Source organism: Pseudoalteromonas sp. MMG012, from assembly GCF_018100875.1.
GTDB classification, from domain to species: Bacteria; Pseudomonadota; Gammaproteobacteria; order Enterobacterales; family Alteromonadaceae; genus Pseudoalteromonas; species Pseudoalteromonas aurantia.
Genome location: NZ_JAGJEF010000011.1, coordinates 72,183 through 90,400, shown reverse-complemented (window position 1 = coordinate 90,400; position 18,218 = coordinate 72,183). Strand labels below are relative to the sequence as shown.

General features: G+C 40.8%; 13 protein-coding genes. 2 read left to right on the top strand and 11 right to left on the bottom strand.

Translation table 11 applies throughout. The features are described 5' to 3' along the window. Window positions 1-57: 57 nt before the first annotated feature. The 3 genes from J8L97_RS06120 to J8L97_RS06110 form a co-directional block, all read right to left on the bottom strand. Window positions 58-633, bottom strand: a complete 576-nt coding sequence (locus tag J8L97_RS06120; RefSeq protein WP_211048254.1) for an LON peptidase substrate-binding domain-containing protein — start codon at window positions 631-633, stop codon at window positions 58-60. 86 nt (window positions 634-719) lie between these two features. Then, window positions 720-1,025: an MGMT family protein gene (locus J8L97_RS06115; protein WP_211048253.1), complete on the bottom strand. Its 306-nt coding sequence runs from the start codon at window positions 1,023-1,025 to the stop codon at window positions 720-722. Continuing rightward, window positions 1,015-1,905, bottom strand: a complete 891-nt coding sequence (locus J8L97_RS06110; RefSeq protein WP_211048252.1) for a LysR family transcriptional regulator — start codon at window positions 1,903-1,905, stop codon at window positions 1,015-1,017. The genes J8L97_RS06115 and J8L97_RS06110 overlap by 11 nt, the downstream gene beginning before the upstream one ends. A gap of 108 nt (window positions 1,906-2,013) precedes the next feature. Here J8L97_RS06110 and J8L97_RS06105 point away from each other — a divergent pair, with 108 nt between their 5' ends. After that, window positions 2,014-3,093: an efflux RND transporter periplasmic adaptor subunit gene (locus J8L97_RS06105; RefSeq protein WP_211048251.1), complete on the top strand. Its 1,080-nt coding sequence runs from the start codon at window positions 2,014-2,016 to the stop codon at window positions 3,091-3,093. A gap of 2 nt (window positions 3,094-3,095) precedes the next feature. Beyond that, window positions 3,096-6,161, top strand: a complete 3,066-nt coding sequence (locus J8L97_RS06100) for an efflux RND transporter permease subunit (RefSeq protein WP_211048250.1) — start codon at window positions 3,096-3,098, stop codon at window positions 6,159-6,161. Between the two features lie 41 nt (window positions 6,162-6,202). Here J8L97_RS06100 and rluF read toward each other — a convergent pair whose 3' ends face one another. The 8 genes from rluF to glgX all read right to left on the bottom strand — a co-directional run bounded on the left by rluF (window position 6,203) and on the right by glgX (window position 18,218). Further along, the gene (gene rluF, locus J8L97_RS06095; RefSeq protein WP_211048249.1) at window positions 6,203-7,168 is read right to left on the bottom strand and encodes a 23S rRNA pseudouridine(2604) synthase RluF; all 966 of its coding nucleotides are present in this window, start codon (window positions 7,166-7,168) and stop codon (window positions 6,203-6,205) included. 56 nt (window positions 7,169-7,224) lie between these two features. Continuing rightward, window positions 7,225-8,307, bottom strand: coding sequence for an ABC transporter substrate-binding protein (locus J8L97_RS06090; protein ID WP_247688549.1), 1,083 nt, complete (start codon window positions 8,305-8,307; stop codon window positions 7,225-7,227). Then, window positions 8,300-9,403: a DUF418 domain-containing protein gene (locus J8L97_RS06085; protein ID WP_211048248.1), complete on the bottom strand. Its 1,104-nt coding sequence runs from the start codon at window positions 9,401-9,403 to the stop codon at window positions 8,300-8,302. Before J8L97_RS06085 ends, J8L97_RS06090 begins: the two co-directional genes overlap by 8 nt. Window positions 9,404-9,405: 2 nt before the next feature. Then, window positions 9,406-10,620, bottom strand: a complete 1,215-nt coding sequence (locus J8L97_RS06080; RefSeq protein ID WP_210994867.1) for an EAL and HDOD domain-containing protein — start codon at window positions 10,618-10,620, stop codon at window positions 9,406-9,408. A 191-nt stretch (window positions 10,621-10,811) separates the two neighbouring features. Continuing rightward, window positions 10,812-12,353 carry a glycogen synthase gene (locus J8L97_RS06075; protein ID WP_211048247.1) on the bottom strand — a complete coding sequence of 514 codons (1,542 nt, stop codon included), beginning with the start codon at window positions 12,351-12,353 and terminating at the stop codon, window positions 10,812-10,814. An 11-nt stretch (window positions 12,354-12,364) separates the two neighbouring features. Further along, on the bottom strand, window positions 12,365-13,663 hold the full coding sequence (gene glgC / locus J8L97_RS06070; RefSeq protein ID WP_211048246.1) for a glucose-1-phosphate adenylyltransferase: 1,299 nt from the start codon (window positions 13,661-13,663) through the stop codon (window positions 12,365-12,367). A gap of 27 nt (window positions 13,664-13,690) precedes the next feature. Beyond that, window positions 13,691-16,174, bottom strand: coding sequence for a glycogen/starch/alpha-glucan phosphorylase (locus tag J8L97_RS06065; protein ID WP_211048245.1), 2,484 nt, complete (start codon window positions 16,172-16,174; stop codon window positions 13,691-13,693). After that, window positions 16,167-18,218 carry a glycogen debranching protein GlgX gene (gene glgX, locus J8L97_RS06060; protein WP_211048244.1) on the bottom strand — a complete coding sequence of 684 codons (2,052 nt, stop codon included), beginning with the start codon at window positions 18,216-18,218 and terminating at the stop codon, window positions 16,167-16,169. The genes J8L97_RS06065 and glgX overlap by 8 nt, the downstream gene beginning before the upstream one ends.

Below are 18,218 nucleotides of genomic sequence, written 5' to 3'. Positions count from 1 at the left end.
AAACTATGCCTCGTTTGTGCTTATTAAAAGACAATACGTATATTATTACCAGAGCGATCACTTAGATTCGATTAAAACAGTATGAAGGAAATCAACAACTTGTTCAAAGTCTGTCACAGTTTTTATTTTTTCTTTTTGTCCATTCTCAAGCGGCAATAATTCCAACCATCGAGAAGCGACCCAAACCGGTGTATTAAAAGCTTGTTCTTTATAAAGTGAGCTAATATGTGGATGGTTTTTGAATGTTTCTTCTAACATTGTGGCCAATTTAATATGATGACAGCGCTTAGAATCTACATTGCTTCTCCAAAGCGGCCTTTTTTCAAAGGTCATATCTCCATAGCGAAGCTGAGTGCTATCCTCGACAACATTGGTAATGTTTACACTGGATAAAGCGCAAACATCGACAAGAAGGAAGCCGCTTTCATCTTGCGAAAAATCCACGATTTCAACATAAACACCTTCATATATTGCCTGTTTATTGGCTATATTGTCGGTATTACACAGCACAAATCCTGTTTCGCTTTTTAACGACTCTTTTACCATGCGAAGATATCTCTCTTCAAAAATTCGTAAGCGAGTATACCCTTCCGGCAGTAAAAAGATCGGGAGCGGGAAAATAGCACATTTCATTGGCAACGATTACATTAGATAACTTTGTAAATGATACGCTGCACAGGGACTATCAGATCAACTACATCATTTAAAGCCCCGATTACTCAACGCCATTGAAACTCCGTCATATTAATTTTATCATTTTTAAATACAATTCCTTCTTCTTGTAAGCGTCCTTTTTGTTCATTAAATTTTTCTGAGCCAGCAGGAAATGAGATCTTACCCTGACTATTTACCACTCGGTGCCAGGGCAATGTTGTACCTTCAGGAAGGTTTTTCAATAGCCGACCGACGGCCCTCGCTTGACGGGGTAACCCAGCTAAGTTAGCCAATTGGCCATAAGCCACAACTTTACCACTGGGAACACTGCCTATTAATGTAAACAGTAATTGCTTATGCTCATCTTCCATACACTTTCCCTAATTCTTGAAAATCAGACCATACTTTACGAGCTACGGGTCCATGGTGTTTATTATGTTGGCGAAATACATGGATCCCCGCAGTAAAAGAGTCTTGTCGATCAGTAATCGTAATGCGTTCTAGTAGTCCTGCATCTAATTCATTTTGGCAGTGGCTCAGGCTTATCATTGCGAAGCCTAACCCCGATAATAAAAATGACTTAATTGATGCGATATCATCGAGTTTCATTACATTTGTGCCGCGAACATAAGCAAGCCGCTCACTATCAAAATCAAAACCACTTTCGAACATAGCTAAGCATGGGTAATTGGCAAGCGCCTCATAAGGTAAGGCACAGGGCAGTAAACCTGCTTTTGCGACTAGTCCAAGCTTAAACTCCCCTACTGCTATCGAGTCTAAATCTCCTGTGGAATGAAACAAGTCAAACCACGGCCCAATACCTAAATCTGCATCGCCGCTGTTAACTTGTTCTAACGCGACAAACCGCTTGCCACTGGTAATGGCTATTTCGGTTTGAGTGTACTGCTTAAACACCGACGCAATAACTTGATTGTAAGCACTTTGATGGCATAGTGGTTCATAGCATATCGTTAACTTTGCTTCATTTCCTGCTGAAAATTCATTGGCCATGATTTGTAAATCATCTCTTATTCCAATTAACTTCGTAGACTCTTTATAAAATCGCTGGCCATGCTCCGTTAGGACCACGCGATAATTTTGCCTGTCGAACAACTTAAATCCCAATTGACTTTCAAGTCGTTTCATAGCCTGTGTGATCGCAGGCTGCGTTTTATATAGCTTTTGTGCCGCCTCGTTTAAGCTTCGAGAATGGGCCACAACGTGTAACATTTCAATATCACTGATCTTCATAATAAATATTTATATAAATTCAAATATTATATAATTTTTATTTTACCGTGCTTTTCTATATCGTGCACCACAATTATTAATACACTGAATTTAAGATGGAGTTTTACCATGCTAAGGTCCACCGCTATTACGATCGCCTTGTTTTTATTGCTCGGCTGCCAAGATGCCACAGAACAGAACTCACAAGCCGAGGTTATTAGACCGGTAAAATTAGTGACCGTGACTGACTCCCAGCAAGGGTTAGTTCGCAGCTTTCCTGCTGAGGTGGTTGCAAACCAAGGCTCTTATCTTGCATTTAGAGTCAATGGTGAATTGCTTGCATTTCCAGTTCTTGCTGGGCAGCATGTTGATAAAGGCCAGTTGCTAGCAAAACTTGACCCTGAGGATCTACAGTTACAATACGAGCAACGTAGTGCACAATTTGAATTGGCGCGTTCACAACTAGCACGGATAAAATCGCTCTTCGATAAATCAATCGCCACCAAGTCTGAATTTGACCAAGCGCTTGCCAACAAACAAGTCGCTGAGTCTGCGTTTAAAATTGCCAAAACCAATCTTGAAAACTCAGAATTGAGAGCGCCATTTAGTGGCACAATTGCTAAAGTGTTTGTTAAAAACTATGAAAGTGTGGTCGCCAAGCAAAACATCCTTCGTCTAGAAACCAGAGACATGATGGATGTGATCATACAAGTACCAGAAAAGTTGGTGGCTCGTGTTAATAAAGATCTAGATTATCACCCCAGTGTAGTTTTTGACGGCTATCCGTCTAAATCATATCAGCTGACCATTAAAGAGTGGGATACACAGGCAGATCCAGCGACGTTAAGTTACAAAGTCGTATTTACCCTACCAATACCTAAGGACTTTAATTTGCTTGCTGGCATGAGTGGTCATGTATATATAGATCACAGTAAAGTAACAAAGCTGCCTGCCAAAAAGCTGTTTGTTCCAGTTGAAGCCGTTTTTTCAAAGCAAACAGAGCAACTAGCCAACAATGCCTATGTATGGTTGTACAACGAACAAACTCAGACGATTGCTATGCATCCGGTCACTGTGGGTGATATGTATGACCAAGGTATAGAAATATTGTCAGGCCTTTCAAACACAGATATTGTCGTCGGTGCGGGTGTACACCATTTAAAACAAGGTTTAAGAGTACGACCTTGGGCTAAAGAACGAGGGCTATAACAATGAGCTTAGCTAAATGGTCAATTGAAAACAAAGTAATAAGTTGGATGTTTGCATTGCTGCTACTTTTGGCTGGCGCGATTTCCTATTTTGGTTTGGGCCAACTTGAAGACCCAGAATTTACCTTAAAAAAAGCCATGATAGTGACAATGTACCCAGGCGCTTCTCCACAACAAGTTGAAGAAGAGGTCACTTTTCCAATTGAGAATGCCATACAACAGCTCCCCTATGTTGATTACGTTACGTCGATTTCATCCGCAGGAAAATCACAAATATCCGTTGAGATGAAGAGCACCTACCGTAAGAATGACCTTAAACAAATTTGGGATGAACTGCGCCGTAAAGTTAATGATCTAACCCCTAGCCTACCACCAGGTGTTTACACACCTAAAGTTATTGATGATTTTGCAGATGTATATGGGGTTATGTATGCGGTTACAGGAGATGGGTACTCCTACGATGAACTCAAAGACTATGTTGATTATCTAAAGCGTGAACTTGTATTGGTTAAAGGAGTGAGTAAAATCACTGTAGCAGGAGAACAACAAGCTCAAGTAGTTGTGGAAATTGCGACACATAAGTTGTCTCAACTCGGTATTGCCCCTTCTCGTATATTCTCACTTTTAGAAGCGCAAAACAGCGTTTCAAATGCTGGAAAAATAAGAGTTGGCGCCGAGTCTATTCGCCTCCATCCAACGGGTGAGTTCCAAGATGTCACAGAACTAGAACATTTGTTGATATCCAAACCTGGCGCAAAAGAGCTTATATATTTAGGTGACGTTGCCAGCGTGAGTCGTGAATATGCAGAAATTCCGCAGCACATTACACGATTTAATGAACAGCGAGCTCTACTCGTAGGTGTCTCTTTTAGCTCTGGTGTAAATGTTGTCGATATTGGTCAAGCAATGGAGGCACACCTTGCTTCACTAGAATATCAGCGACCACATGGCATCGAAATTAATGTGGTATACCACCAACCTAATGAAGTACAAAAATCAGTTGATGGATTTATAATCAGCCTTATCGAAGCCGTGGCAATCGTTATTGTGGTCTTATTGCTGTTTATGGGTGTAAAAAGTGGCTTATTAATCGGTGCGGTATTGCTTCTGACGGTCCTTGGTACTTTCATTTTTATGAAGTTATTTGCAATTGATCTACAGCGTATTTCTCTGGGTGCACTCATTATCGCTTTGGGTATGCTGGTCGATAACGCCATTGTTGTGACTGAAGGAATTTTGATCAATTTAAAACGTGGTCAAACTAAGCTACGAGCAGCCATCAATATTGTGGAGCAAACAAAGTGGCCTTTATTAGGCGCAACGGTTATTGGCATTACCGCTTTCGCTCCTATTGGTCTAAGTAGTGATGCTAGTGGCGAATTTGCAGGCTCTTTGTTTTGGGTGCTACTTATTTCATTATTGTTAAGCTGGGTTACTGCGATTACATTGACGCCATTTTTTGCTGATTTACTTTTTAAGGAGACGATTGCAAGTAAAGAAGTACAACAGCAAGACCCATATCAAGGCATGATATTCACGCTTTATAAAGCTCTACTGAGCACCGCTTTGAAATACAGGCTATCTACAGTTATGATCATGATTGCGTTACTCGGTCTGTCTTTGTTTGGATTTAAGTCAGTTAAACAATCATTTTTTCCGTCATCGAACACCCCTATGTTTTACGTAGACTATTGGCATTATCAAGGCGCTGACATTCGTAGTACAGCTGATAATCTTGCTAAAATAGAACGATTTTTGCAAAATGACGATTTAGTGCTGGAAGTTACCTCAACAATTGGGCAAGGCGCCCCACGATTCATGTTAACGTATTCTCCTGAGCAACAATATGACGCATACGGACAACTCATTGTCCGTGTTAAAAACCGTGAAGCGGTCACCAATATGATTGCGAAGTTAAGAGAGTTTGAAAAACAGCATGTCTTAACTGGCACGTTAAACATCAAACGTATGGAGATAGGTCCTTCCACCAAAGCAAAAATTGAAGCTCGCTTCTCAGGCCCTGATCCTGTTATCCTTCGTCGGTTATCTGCACAAGCTCAAATAATGCTCGCTAAAGACCCTAAGGCGTTTAATATTCGAGACGATTGGCGTCAAAGAACCAAAGTAATCCGTCCTGAATTTAATGAGCAGAAAGCACGTCGATTAGGCATAAGTAAATCAGACCTTGATCAATTACTGCTTACCAGTGTGTCTGGTAATAAAGTTGGCCTGTATAGAGATGGTACACAATTGTTGCCCATCGTCGCGCGCTCTCCCGAAGAAGAGCGTAAGAATATAGAAAACCTCAGTGATTTACAGATCTTTAGCCCGTTACTCAATGTATACATTCCGATAACCCAAATCGTCGACGATTTTAATGTGCTCTGGGAAGACCCACTGATCATGCGGCGGGATAGAAAACGCACGATTACCGTTATGGCAGATCATAATGTTATTGGTGATGAAACACCTGCAAAACTATTTAACCGCGTGCGCAATGACATTGAAGCAATTGAACTCCCTAATGGCTATGAAATGAGCTGGGGCGGCGAATTTGAATCATCGTCAAAAGCAAAAACGGCTATTTTTGGTTCATTACCTATCGGATACTTGGCGATGTTCATGATCACCGTATTGCTGTTTAACTCGGTTAAAAAGCCATTAGTTATATGGTCAACTGTGCCACTTGCGGTTATCGGTGTAACAGCAGGGCTAGTCTCACTCAACGCGCCATTCAGTTTTATGGCACTGCTTGGGCTATTAAGTTTATCTGGTATGTTAATTAAAAATGGTATCGTGCTTGTTGATCAAATCAACCTAGAATTGCAAGAAGGCAAGCCACCTTACATGGCCGTATTTGACTCTGGTGTCAGTAGAGTTCGACCAGTCTCCATGGCGGCAATTACGACCATTTTAGGGATGATCCCACTATTATTTGATGTGTTCTTCAAGTCTATGGCGGTCACAATTATGTTTGGACTTGGCTTTGCAACAATATTAACTCTCGTATTTGTGCCTGTTATGTATTGTCTATTATTTGGCATTAAACACGAAGCGAGTACGTCTTAGTTCTTCCCATAAACCAATAAAAGGCCCTTTTGGGCCTTTTATTATTTCTTCAGTGATAGTGTGCCACCTTTGCGTTTAACTGGCTTGTTTGTCGTTGACACCTTATTATTCGTTCTTTTAGGTTTAGGCGTGCTTTTCTCAACTTTATGCTGCGCTTTTACGTCATTTCGCTGCGATGCTCGCTGTGGCTTTGAATGTTCTTCACGATTAACTCCTTTTCTATCAGCTTGCTCTTTATCGTGAACGTTTGGCTTTCTTTCCGGCCTTTTATTTGGGTCAATTGAGCCCTCTTCCGTTTTAGCTGACGATTCAATAGAGCTATTTATTTCATTCATTTCTTTTTGCGTTAAATGACGCCACTGACCCGGTTTGAGACCCTCCATTCTTACGTTCATAATACGTACACGCTTTAACGTTTCAACTTCATAGCCTAAATATTCGCACATACGTCGGATCTGACGATTCAACCCTTGAGTTAGCACAATCACAAACTCTTTATTCGACGTTTGTTTCACCTGACACTTTTTGGTGACTGTGTCTAAAATTGGAATTCCACCAGCCATTCGTTCAATAAACCGTTTATTAATTGGTCTATCAACAGTAACCACGTATTCTTTTTCGTGATTATTCCCTGCTCGCAAAATTTTGTTGACGATATCACCTTCGTTCGTCAGAAAAATGAGCCCCTCAGAAGGCCTGTCTAATCGACCGATTGGAAAAATGCGCTCAGGATAGTCGATAGCGCTAACAATATTACTTCTAATTTTGCGTTCTGTCGTGCACGTGACCCCAACAGGCTTATTGTACGCAATATATACACATTTAGGCTTCGCTTTTAGAGGCTTACCGTCTACAGTAATTGTATCAGAATCACTCACCTTTACGCCCATTTCAGGTAGCGCATTATTGACCCTAACTCGGCCTGACTCTATAAGTTTGTCAGCTTCTCGACGAGAACAGAATCCCGTTTCGCTTATATATTTATTTAGGCGGGTTAATTGCGTCACTTGTTACTCTTACCTGAAGAAAAAACCGTATTCTAAACTAACCGTTGTTAAATTTCTTATTTTTCTGCACTTCGCTGTAACTGAGTTAAATTAAAGTCATACGTCAACTTTTTCGCCCCAATCAAGCTCATTGCTTTGTAATCAATCAATGACCAGTCTGGGCTATGTACTATCCATCTGAAGTCGTCTAAGTTTTTGCGGCTAATTACACCCAGTTTAAAACTTAACATGGTGTTTGTTTGCCAAAATGGGTGGCTATGATAATGGTCACGTAGAGTAACGAGTGCCCATCCTCCCATCATAAAATGGCCACCAATTGTTGCGCTCATATCGCCATTATCTACAAGCTCAATGGCATCACCTAGCCAATCAAAACCTCCGATGGAAACTTTGTGAGGTATTTTCGAAGACTTAACCCCAGTAAGAGCTCCCATTGCCATTAGATCTGAGGCAGTCCAAATTAAATTCGTATCTGGATAGCGTGATAATAGTCGCTTGGTTTTATCATACGCTTGTTCTTTGGACCAACTTGCATGAACCTGTTGGTGTAACTTAACGCCTTGTTCATTAAAATAATCGATTACGCCTTGACTTCGCACATCAGATTCAGAACCATAATGACCATTAATTACGATAGCTTTAATCTTTTTTATGTGTATATCACTATCTAGCACGAGCGCTTCTGCAAGCCTGCTTCCCGCATCATAATTATCATGAAACACCTCTCCGAGCCATGTTGGGTAACGTTCATGAGGGTTTCCTATTGCATGCCTTTCAGGACCAGTAATTGTCTGCTCTAATGTAATAAAATTAATTCCATATTTATCTAACAGCTCTAATGTCGCCTCAGCACCTCTAGGATAATTCATGAGAATGACATAGTCTGGTGTCGCACGATAATTTAAATATTTTTTCAATTCCGCCAATTGAATATGGCGATTCCCTTCTCCGTAAATCGTATCAATTTTAACATTAAGTTGTGCGGCAGCCTGCTCAGTAATCGTTTGAACTTTATGCCAAAATGGCTCTCCAGCGACCGATGGGTTAACGAACAATACCGAAAACTCACTTTTAGCAGCCCCTTCTAGAGGTACCATCAACACACCAATTAACCACAGTGATAATCTAACTCTAAACATAATCTGCCTCCTTACTGCGCAAACACAGCCTCTTCAATAGATACTCTAGTGGCCCTTGTTTGAAAAAGCGAAAGTAAAGCGGCGCAATAAGCAATTGAAAAAGAGACAAAAGTAGAGCGATAGCCATGTATTCCATACGATTGTATTGTTCATATCCGTTAGGCATAACCCAATAGAAGAATGACACCATCAGTACTGATTGAAATACATAAAGTGTCAAAGCCATGCGTCCCACCGCTTGAAGCCAAGAAAACTGAAAACCCTTACGGCTCATTTTCACCACACAGTGAATAATTAATAAAGCCCCCGCAAACGCGTTGACCCAAATAAGACTATCTACTAACACCGACAAAGAGTTAATGTCCAGAACCTTAAGATAAATCGTACCTACGGACAGCAAAGCTGTTGCGGTAATAACTAATGGCTTTGCGTTATTTGATAAGCCATGTTTAAAAATCCCCTGTTTATAACAGTAAATTCCCGCAATCATCAAGCCCGCACTATACCAAAGTGTGATCAGCGGCATGATAAGCAACATAATTGAATAATACACACCATTATGTCCAAAATGTGACACGACATCTCTTGGCAAATTATCTACTATTTCATAAAACTCGCTACTCCCTCTAATAATGGGATCTGCCACATCTATAGATCCCAATACAAGCATCATTGAAACACCAAACAAGCCAAAACCACAGCCATGTCTAATTAGCCGAGATGGCCCTGCACCTATATACTTTAATGCGATAAACCCGGCCAAACCATAACTGACCAAAATGTCACCAGGCCAAAGAATATAACCGTGGAGTAGGCCTATTGTCACGATCCAAAAAAGCCGGTCTTTAATTTGCTTATCACTGCCATTTTTATCCATTTGCAAACACAAGGCAGCGCCAAATAATAAGCAAAACAAACTTCGAAATCGGCCGTCAAGTAGCAGTGCATTGATCCAATCAATAACAGAATCTGATAAAGGCACTACAGGTAGATTAACATAGCCCACTTCAAACATTGAGAAGTAGTAAATATTCAAAAATAATAACCCAAGTACTGCAATACCTCGGTTTATATCTAGTGTTGCAATACGCGCCATGCTCACACTCTATCTTTATACATATCAGCCCAACTAATCGCTGAAGCGTGAAAATCTGGTAAGCAAGTATCTTCCAAGTTAAGTAAGGTACACGCCTCTTGCAAATGCCACCAACTTCCCGATTCATACGCTTTAACTACATTCAGTATGTAATAAAGAATATTGGGCTCACCGATTAGCGCATCCCTAAGCGCCTCGGGAAACGGTAAGCGATTAATAACTTGTGTCATTGGCTTATCCAATATCGCATCGAGTAACGAAAATAAGCCAGTTAAAAAACTCATGCCGGCCATATTAGGACTTAGTTTTCTCGCGATTAACTCACAAAACCGCGATCTAACAATACTCAGCCGAGTTAGCTCTGTTGGCTTACCTTCTGCGATATGTGCAGTCATAATCAGTCCCACAAACTTCTTCGTTCGTTCATTACCTAAATACACTAATGCTTGTTTAAGAGACTCTATTTTGTTTTTTATAGGAAACACCCCTGAGTTTAATAAACGAAGTAATTTGTATGCTAACGCTGTATCTTGTGCAAATAATTCAGCCACCCGTACCATATTCATATGAGGTTTAAGCACCTCTGCATAAATCAACATTGCAACAGCATAGTTAATTTCAATGTCATTCTGTTCTATGACTTTCGGTTTTGCGAAAAAGTATCCTTGAAAAAAATGAAAACCCATAGCATATGCTTGCTTAAACTCCTCTTCCGTTTCAACCTTTTCCGCCAGTAACTTCATATTCTTTCGACGTTTAAAGTTATTAACCAAAGGTTCAATGCTTGATAAAGGGCTTTGCATAATATCAAACTTAACGAGTCTTACCAGTTTAAGAAAAGGTTCCCAATCTTTGGTGTACTCGAAGTCATCAAGCGCCAAACGATAGTCACTGTGGAAAAGCGTTCTTACTAATTCATAATTTTCAGCTGTTGGTTCTATCGTTTCTAGCAGCTCCAAGATAACGTCGTGCGCAGGTAAAAATTGCGCCAACTCCTGCGTTAAAGAGTCTGGACCTATATTAATGAGCGCTTTTTTACCTGATGTAAGATAACGCGTTCCAAGATTGAGTTGGTTATCCATGATCAATTTTGCGGTTGCAGCATCATCACTCACATTAGGAAAGCTATTACTCGTCCCATCTCTAAATAACAGCTCGTATGCAACAACCTGTTTTTTTCGATTAAAAATAGCTTGCCTAGCTACAAATACCTTCAAATGGTGGCTCCTTGCTGATCACTACCCAGGAGATAGTACTTTGGTTTGCAATGATACACTTATTTTAACCATAAATGATTAAAAATCATATAGAACAAAGAGATTACTAAAATTACCCTCGCATAAATATAGCAGCCAAATGACAAAAAGCAGGCCATAGGCCTGCTTTTTAAAGATATACTTACTGAATTTTACGTAGTGGAATAAAGTAAATTAATATAATCTTTCGCTACATTATGCCATTCAAAACGCTGTGTTCGTGCACACTCGCGTATTTGGTTGTATTTTTCATTATCCTCATCATACATTGCCAGTGTTGAAGTAAACGTACTAATTAATGCACTTTGTTGTTTATCCAAGTCTTCCCCTTCAAATACAAAACCACTTTCACAATGAACGACTGTATCGCTGAGACCACCCACTTTGTGCACCAAACAGGGTTGTCCTGCCCGCATTGCCAGCATTTGGCTAATGCCACATGGTTCAAACGAGCTTGGCATCAAAAACAAATCTCCGAGTTCATAAAGCATATCTCCTAAATGCTGCCCATATCCATTTAAAAACAGTAAATTCTCGTTTCGAGCCATCACTTGAGTAAAAGTAAACTCTAAGTTAGTATCGCCAGAGCCCAAAACTATGATTCGTCCCCCTATTTTAGCAGCGATACTTGAGAGTTCATCCAATAAAACCCCAGTGTTTACCTCCTGCCTCAAAAGTAATGCTTTTTGATCTGTCAATCTCCCGACACTCGTGACAACAGGCCCTTGCTCTTGAACTTCTCGCCACTGCTTGATCCGCTGATGCGCAAGATAGTGGTTAGAAGACAATTGCGGCAAGCTTGCCATCCACTCAAACAAAAGTGCTTCACTCGCATTGAGAAACGTCGTTTGATCACCTTTTGAGTCTTGCTTATGAGGGTATTCACATCCATTTAAGATCCCGACCAACTTCCCATAGCGGTTGGCTATCTGCATATCATGCTCTAGTCCCTCCCCACCAAAGAAACCTCTGTCAGGTTCACTACTACGCAATACTTCATTACTATAATTAGGTGAAACAACATGCACTTTATCGCACAATGTGATTGCACTGCGCATTGGATTAAAGCAATGAGGGTACTGATGATCGCACAGCATTTGTCCATCATAACTTAATGTAGGAAACCAAGCCTCTAGGCTCGACTCATCATGCTTAAACGGCCTGATCCCCTGTAATGCCAAATTATGCACCGTATAAATAGTTCTTAATGTCTTCAATCGAACAAAACGAGGGCTAAACTCTTTCAAGACTGCAACACATGCTGCATGCCAATCATGTAGATGCAATACATCGAGTTTCTGGAATAGACCATGCTCTATCGCTTCACTTACGGCAGCACTAAAAAAAGCAAACTTGCTCGCATCAGTTGCAAATGGACGTTGCTCATCATCATTACAATAAATTGACCCACCATGAGCACTAAAGAGGGAGTGGGAAATAACATATTGTATTACCCCCTCGCCTCGCTCGACTTCCCATAAAGTCGCAGTTTCCAAGTGTTGCCTAAATGGTACTGCGATATCACCTACAAAAGTTCTATTTAGATCATTTTGACCATAATCAGGCACAACTACTAGTGCTTCAACTTCGTGCTTTGCTAATGCGTAAGGGATATCTCGAATAACATCGGCTACCCCTCCCACTTTACATTTTGGTAAGCGGTCATTCTCCGCTGCAACCATTAATACCCGCATATTTCGCCTTACTACGCTGTTTTAAGCTTGGACGCTTCTTGTTCTTTATGCTGACTATACGCCACTAGCATTTCTCGTGTTACCAATACTATACCTTTATTAGACACACGGAAGCCATTTTTGCGATCTTCGTCCGCATCAAAACCTAATACTAACCCTTCAGGTAGATGACACCCTCGGTCTACAATAGCATTACGAATTTTACAATGTCTCTCAACTATCGCGCCAGGTAATAGCACTGCACCTTCAATTTCGCAAAATGAATGCACGTGAACATTAGAGAACAACAACGATTTCCTAACCACTGACCCTGAAATAATACAACCACCAGATACCGTCGAGTCTACAGCCATACCTCTGCGTTCTTCATCATCGAATATAAATTTCGCCGGTGGCAATTGCTCTTGGTAAGTCCAAATTGGCCATGTCGGATCATACAAGTCTAATTGAGGCTCTGGTGACACCAACTCCATATTGGCTTCCCAAAATGAATCTATAGTACCCACATCACGCCAATAGGGTTGTCCTTCATGACTAGGATCTCTAAACGGAAATGCAAAAACATTATGTTCTTCAATAATAGCGGGAATAATATCATGTCCAAAGTCGCGACCAGAACCTTCTCTTTCAGCATCTTGCTTTAATTGCTCAAATAAAAATTCCGTATTGAACACATAGTTCCCCATTGAAGCTAAACATATACCCTCTTTGCCCGGTATCGATGATGGCTCAGCAGGTTTTTCATCAAACCTTCTAACACGCTTATCTTTGTCCACTGTCATAACACCGAACGTGTTGGCAGCTTCTTCACATTCAACTTCAATACAACACACCGTCATATCTGCACCGGTTTCAACATGCTTCGCTAACAGCGCACCATAATCCATTCTATAAACATGATCGCCTGATAAGATCATCACATACTTCGGTAGCTCATGACGAATAATATCCATATTTTGAAATACGGCGTCCGCAGTACCGCAGTACCACTCATCTCCATATCGCTGTGATGCGGGCAATATCTCAACAGACTCTCCCAATTCTTTTTTGAAGTGGCCCCAGGCTCTATTTACATGACGTATCAAAGAGTGCGACTTGTATTGAGTTGCAATACCCACTCTACGGATCCCTGAGTTGATACAATTTGACAGAGGGAAATCAATAATTCTGTGCTTACCACCAAAATAAACCGCTGGTTTAGCGCGCCAATTTGTCAGCTCATGCAAACGTGAACCTCGGCCACCAGCCAAAATAAGGGCGTATGTCTCTCTTGTTAAACTACTTATGTAGCGGTTTGCGTAACTAGGCATTCATCTTCTCCATATATCCTTGCAGGGCTATTGCATTGGCTCAAGTCGCCAAATTTCATTACTATATTGTGAAATTGTTCGGTCACTAGAAAAGTTTCCACTGGCCGCCGTATTTAAAATACTAATTCGTGTCCACGTTTTACTATCTTGATACGTTTTAGATGCGAGGTTTTGTGCATCTACGTAACTTGCAAAGTCATGTGCGACAAGCCAAGGATCGGTAGAACATTTAATGGCATTTATCACATCGTCAAATATATGTGGTTCAAACAAGTTAAAATGACCACTTTCAAGTAATGCAATGACTCGTTTTAAGTTTTCATCTTCAGCAATAATTGAAACGGGGTCATAATTACTGCGGATCTGATCAGTGTGTTCTGCTTGTGCACCAAATAAGAAAAAGTTATCTGCACCAACTTGCTCTCTAATTTCAATATTTGCCCCATCTAAGGTGCCTATTGTTATCGCGCCATTCATCATGAACTTCATGTTACCTGTGCCAGAAGCTTCTTTGCCCGCAGTTGATATTTGCTCAGATAAATCCGTTGCCGCACAAATTGTTTCCATTGCGGTAACGTTATAGTTGGGGATAAATGCCACTCGTAACAGTCCAGCTGCACGCTTATCCTGATTAACGACATCAGCTACATTGTTAATGAGCTTAATAACTTTCTTCGCCATGTAATACCCAGGCGCAGCTTTCCCACCAATTAATACACAACGTGGAGTAAAGCCTTCTACATCACCTCTACAAATTCGGTCATATAAGTGGATCACATGTAATACATTGAGAAGTTGCCGCTTATATTCATGTATGCGCTTAACTTGAACATCAAACATCATCGTCGGATCAAACTCAACACCACAGCGCGCTTTTACTAAAGCACTTAGCCTTTCCTTATTTTGATACTTAACTTGTTGCCACTGCTTATGAAAGGTTTTGTCATCGTAGTAACGTCTCACTTTCTCAATTTGACTAAAATCAGCAACCCATTCATCACCTATTTTACTCGTGATTAACTCACTTAAAGCTGGGTTACAATGAGCCAACCAACGCCTAGGTGTGACGCCATTTGTTTTATTATTAAATTTGCCAGGCCATAATTCATAAAATGTTTTAAATAAGCCAGCCTTAAGCAATTGCGTATGGAGTGCAGCGACCCCATTTATCGAGTAACTTCCAACAATTGCTAAATACGCCATACGAACCTGTGGCACATCCCCTTCTTCTATTAAAGATAGCTCTCTTTGCTTATCTATATCACCAGGCCACTGCAATGCGACCTCAGCTAAAAACCTAGCATTAATTTCGTAAATAATTTCAAGTAATCTAGGTAATAATTTGCTAAATAAAGGCACTGACCAACGTTCTAACGCCTCTGGTAATAGCGTATGGTTAGTATATGCCATGGTACTTGTAGTAATGGACCAAGCTTTATCCCAGTCAATATCATATTCATCAACCAATAAACGCATCAACTCGGCAACAGCAATACTCGGATGCGTATCGTTTAATTGAAACACATGGTATTTCGCGAAATCTGAAAACTCCGCACCATACTGGCCTACCCATTTATTAAGTATGTCTTGTAAACTCGCACTTGATAAAAAGTACTGTTGACGTAAACGTAATTCTTTGCCGTTCTCACTACTGTCATTAGGATACAAAACCATGGTGATCTGTTCAGCCATATTTTTACGGGCCACAGCTTCAGAATAACTACCCGCATTAAACTCATTTAAGTCAAATTCATCTGTTGCTTCCGATTTCCATAACCGTAATGTGTTAACAACCCCATTTTTATAACCAGGGATAGGCACATCGTACGGCACTGCGAGTACATCTTGAGTGTCTACCCAGCAACGAACATTTCGCCCTTGCTTACTCTTATAACTGTCAACTCGACCAAAAAACTTAACTCTAGAAGCTTGATCAGGCGCACTCAACTCCCAAGGATGCCCCTCTCTTAACCAATTATCAGGCTGTTCAATCTGATGCCCCTTTTCAATACTTTGGTTAAACATGCCATACTCATATCGAATCCCATATCCTATTACGGGTAACGCAAGACTCGCGCAACTATCTAAAAAACAAGCTGCTAAGCGACCTAACCCGCCATTGCCAAGTCCGGCATCATGCTCAGCCTCAGCAACAATTTCTAGCTCGCTGCAATATTGCTTAAGTGCAAGCGCCGTGGACTCTTGTAGATCTAAATTAAGTACCGCATTACCCAGCGCTCTCCCCATTAAAAATTCAAGAGATAAGTACGCTGCTTTACGTGTTTTTTTTGACGTTAGATGCAAATTAGTTGCCCTACATCGAGCAACCATGCGGTCTTTAATTGTCAATGCCAAGGCATGGTAGAGATACAGTTGTGACTCACCCACTCGGTCGCGGCCTAAGGTATAATAGAAATGACGTGTTAAATCATCGTTCAATGTACTTTCATCTAACTTAGGTGCATCTTGCCAGTGTTTTACGACGCATACATTTGTGCCTTTATTAGCCATGTATGTTTCCCTCTTTTAGCGATGTAAATACCCAACTTGATTGGGCTGAGATTGTGCACATACTTTGTGCATTATCATATTTGGCTGAATCACAACTACTTAATGCAAGTTGCCAATGTTTTGAAAACGGTGCGCTGGGTAATCTTGCGTCTAAACAAGCATCATGCGCATTAAATACAATAAACAATGCCTCCTCTAATTGGCGATCTTGAATTGAATATAAAAGCCACTTTCGCCCTTCGCTATGCCAATCAGACTCCTTCATTTGTTCGCCATTTTCATCAAGCCAACTTACCGAGAATCGACTATCATCAGAGTGAACATAGAAAGGATGTTGAAAAACACTAAATTGTTTTCTAATCGCCAATAAATCTTGAATAAAGAACGTCAATTCATGATCCTGCTGAGATGATTTCCACGCTAACCAGTTCGTTCGATTATCTTGGCAATAAGCATTGTTATTACCGCCTTGAGAATGAGAAAATTCAGTACCAGCTGCAAGCATTGGCACCCCTTTAGATAAAAGTAGCGTGGCCAATGCATTTTTTTGCATTTTTAGCCTTAAGCTACTTATTTTCATATCGGTAGAAAATCCCTCAGCACCGCAATTGAACGAATAATTCTCACTATGTCCGTCTCGATTCACTTCGCCATTAGCGAGGTTATGCTTATTTTCGTAACTCACCCAATCCGCTAACGTGTATCCATCATGACTCGTTACAAAGTTTATTGAGTTTAAAGGACCCCGCCGATTGTGTTCAAATATGTCATTTGAGCCATGTACACGCTTAGCTAATTCAGGCAACACACCTTCGTCTTGGCGCCAAAAACGCCTAACAGTATCCCTATATTTATCATTCCATTCTCGCCATGGTGGCAAAAAAGCCCCTAACTGATACCCTCCAGGACCAATATCCCAAGGCTCAGCAATGAGCTTTGCACTACTCAAAACAGGATCTTGTAACACCGCATGCATAAATGCATGTCGTGCATTAAAACCATGTTCTGTGCGTGCTAAAATGGTGGCTAAGTCAAATCTAAACCCATCGACGCCCATTACTTCGACCCAATATCGCAAACTATCTAAAACCAATCGTAATGTTTGTGGATCGTCAATGTTGAGAGTATTTCCGCACCCGGTGTCATTAATATATACACTGGGCTCCCCTAATACATGTCGATAGTACCCAAGATTATTTAACCCCTTTAATGACAAAGTCGGACCATCAATTCCAGCTTCTGCAGTATGGTTGAAAACCACATCTAAGATGACTTCAATTCCAACCTCATGTAAGGTCGCCATCATACGTTGGAACTCAGTTATATCATTGTCTACCAAGTAAGACTTATGAGGTGTGAAATAACTTAGCGTGTTATAGCCCCAGTAGTTCCGCAGCCCTTTTGTGATAAGAAATTGCTCACTCACAAATGCATGCACAGGCAATAACTCTAGCGTTGTTATCCCTAGACGTTTGATATGACGTATAAATGCTGGGTCTGAGAGTCCTAAAAATTTACCTCGAAATGCAGGGTTAACGTCAGGGTGCTTAAAGGTTGCGCCTTTAACATGACACTCATAAATAACCGTTTTTGACCATGCATGATTTGGTCGCTCTTCCACATACTTAGATATATTGCTCACTTTAGATTTAGGCATATCAATGGCGTTATCCAAAGTACTCAATGTCCCTACTGGCATATGACAGAAATGCCGTTCACTCCACATAAATTCCCCAAAGAAGTCTTTACTATATGGGTCCATCAGTAATTTATGTACGTTAAATAATCTCCCTGTATTCGGGTCATAATCACCATCCACGCGATATCCATAGAGGGTATTTTCTCTCAATGGCTCAACAAATACGCTCCAACTGCCTCCCTCATGCAAATACATCTCGATCATTGCAATTTGCGAGTGACCACTTGTATCAAAAAGACACAAATAAACTTGGGTAGCATACGGCGCAAACACCGCAAAATTTACGCCAGATTCTTTTACTACACTACCAAAACGCACACAGTTGCCACGACATGAATTTAACAT

Excerpts from the sequence above, each read along its gene's own strand:
- J8L97_RS06075 (WP_211048247.1), bottom strand. The coding sequence starts at position 12,353 with ATGCGGGTATTAATGGTTGCAGCGGAGAATGACCGCTTACCAAAATGT.
- glgX (WP_211048244.1), bottom strand. The coding sequence starts at position 18,218 with ATGTTAAATTCATGTCGTGGCAACTGTGTGCGTTTTGGTAGTGTAGTA.
- J8L97_RS06090 (WP_247688549.1), bottom strand. The coding sequence starts at position 8,307 with ATGTTTAGAGTTAGATTATCACTGTGGTTAATTGGTGTGTTGATGGTA.
- J8L97_RS06105 (WP_211048251.1), top strand. The coding sequence starts at position 2,014 with ATGCTAAGGTCCACCGCTATTACGATCGCCTTGTTTTTATTGCTCGGC.
- J8L97_RS06110 (WP_211048252.1), bottom strand. The coding sequence starts at position 1,905 with ATGAAGATCAGTGATATTGAAATGTTACACGTTGTGGCCCATTCTCGA.
- J8L97_RS06085 (WP_211048248.1), bottom strand. The coding sequence starts at position 9,403 with ATGGCGCGTATTGCAACACTAGATATAAACCGAGGTATTGCAGTACTT.
- J8L97_RS06120 (WP_211048254.1), bottom strand. The coding sequence starts at position 633 with ATGAAATGTGCTATTTTCCCGCTCCCGATCTTTTTACTGCCGGAAGGG.
- J8L97_RS06100 (WP_211048250.1), top strand. The coding sequence starts at position 3,096 with ATGAGCTTAGCTAAATGGTCAATTGAAAACAAAGTAATAAGTTGGATG.
- J8L97_RS06065 (WP_211048245.1), bottom strand. The coding sequence starts at position 16,174 with ATGGCTAATAAAGGCACAAATGTATGCGTCGTAAAACACTGGCAAGAT.
- J8L97_RS06115 (WP_211048253.1), bottom strand. The coding sequence starts at position 1,025 with ATGGAAGATGAGCATAAGCAATTACTGTTTACATTAATAGGCAGTGTT.
- glgC (WP_211048246.1), bottom strand. The coding sequence starts at position 13,663 with ATGCCTAGTTACGCAAACCGCTACATAAGTAGTTTAACAAGAGAGACA.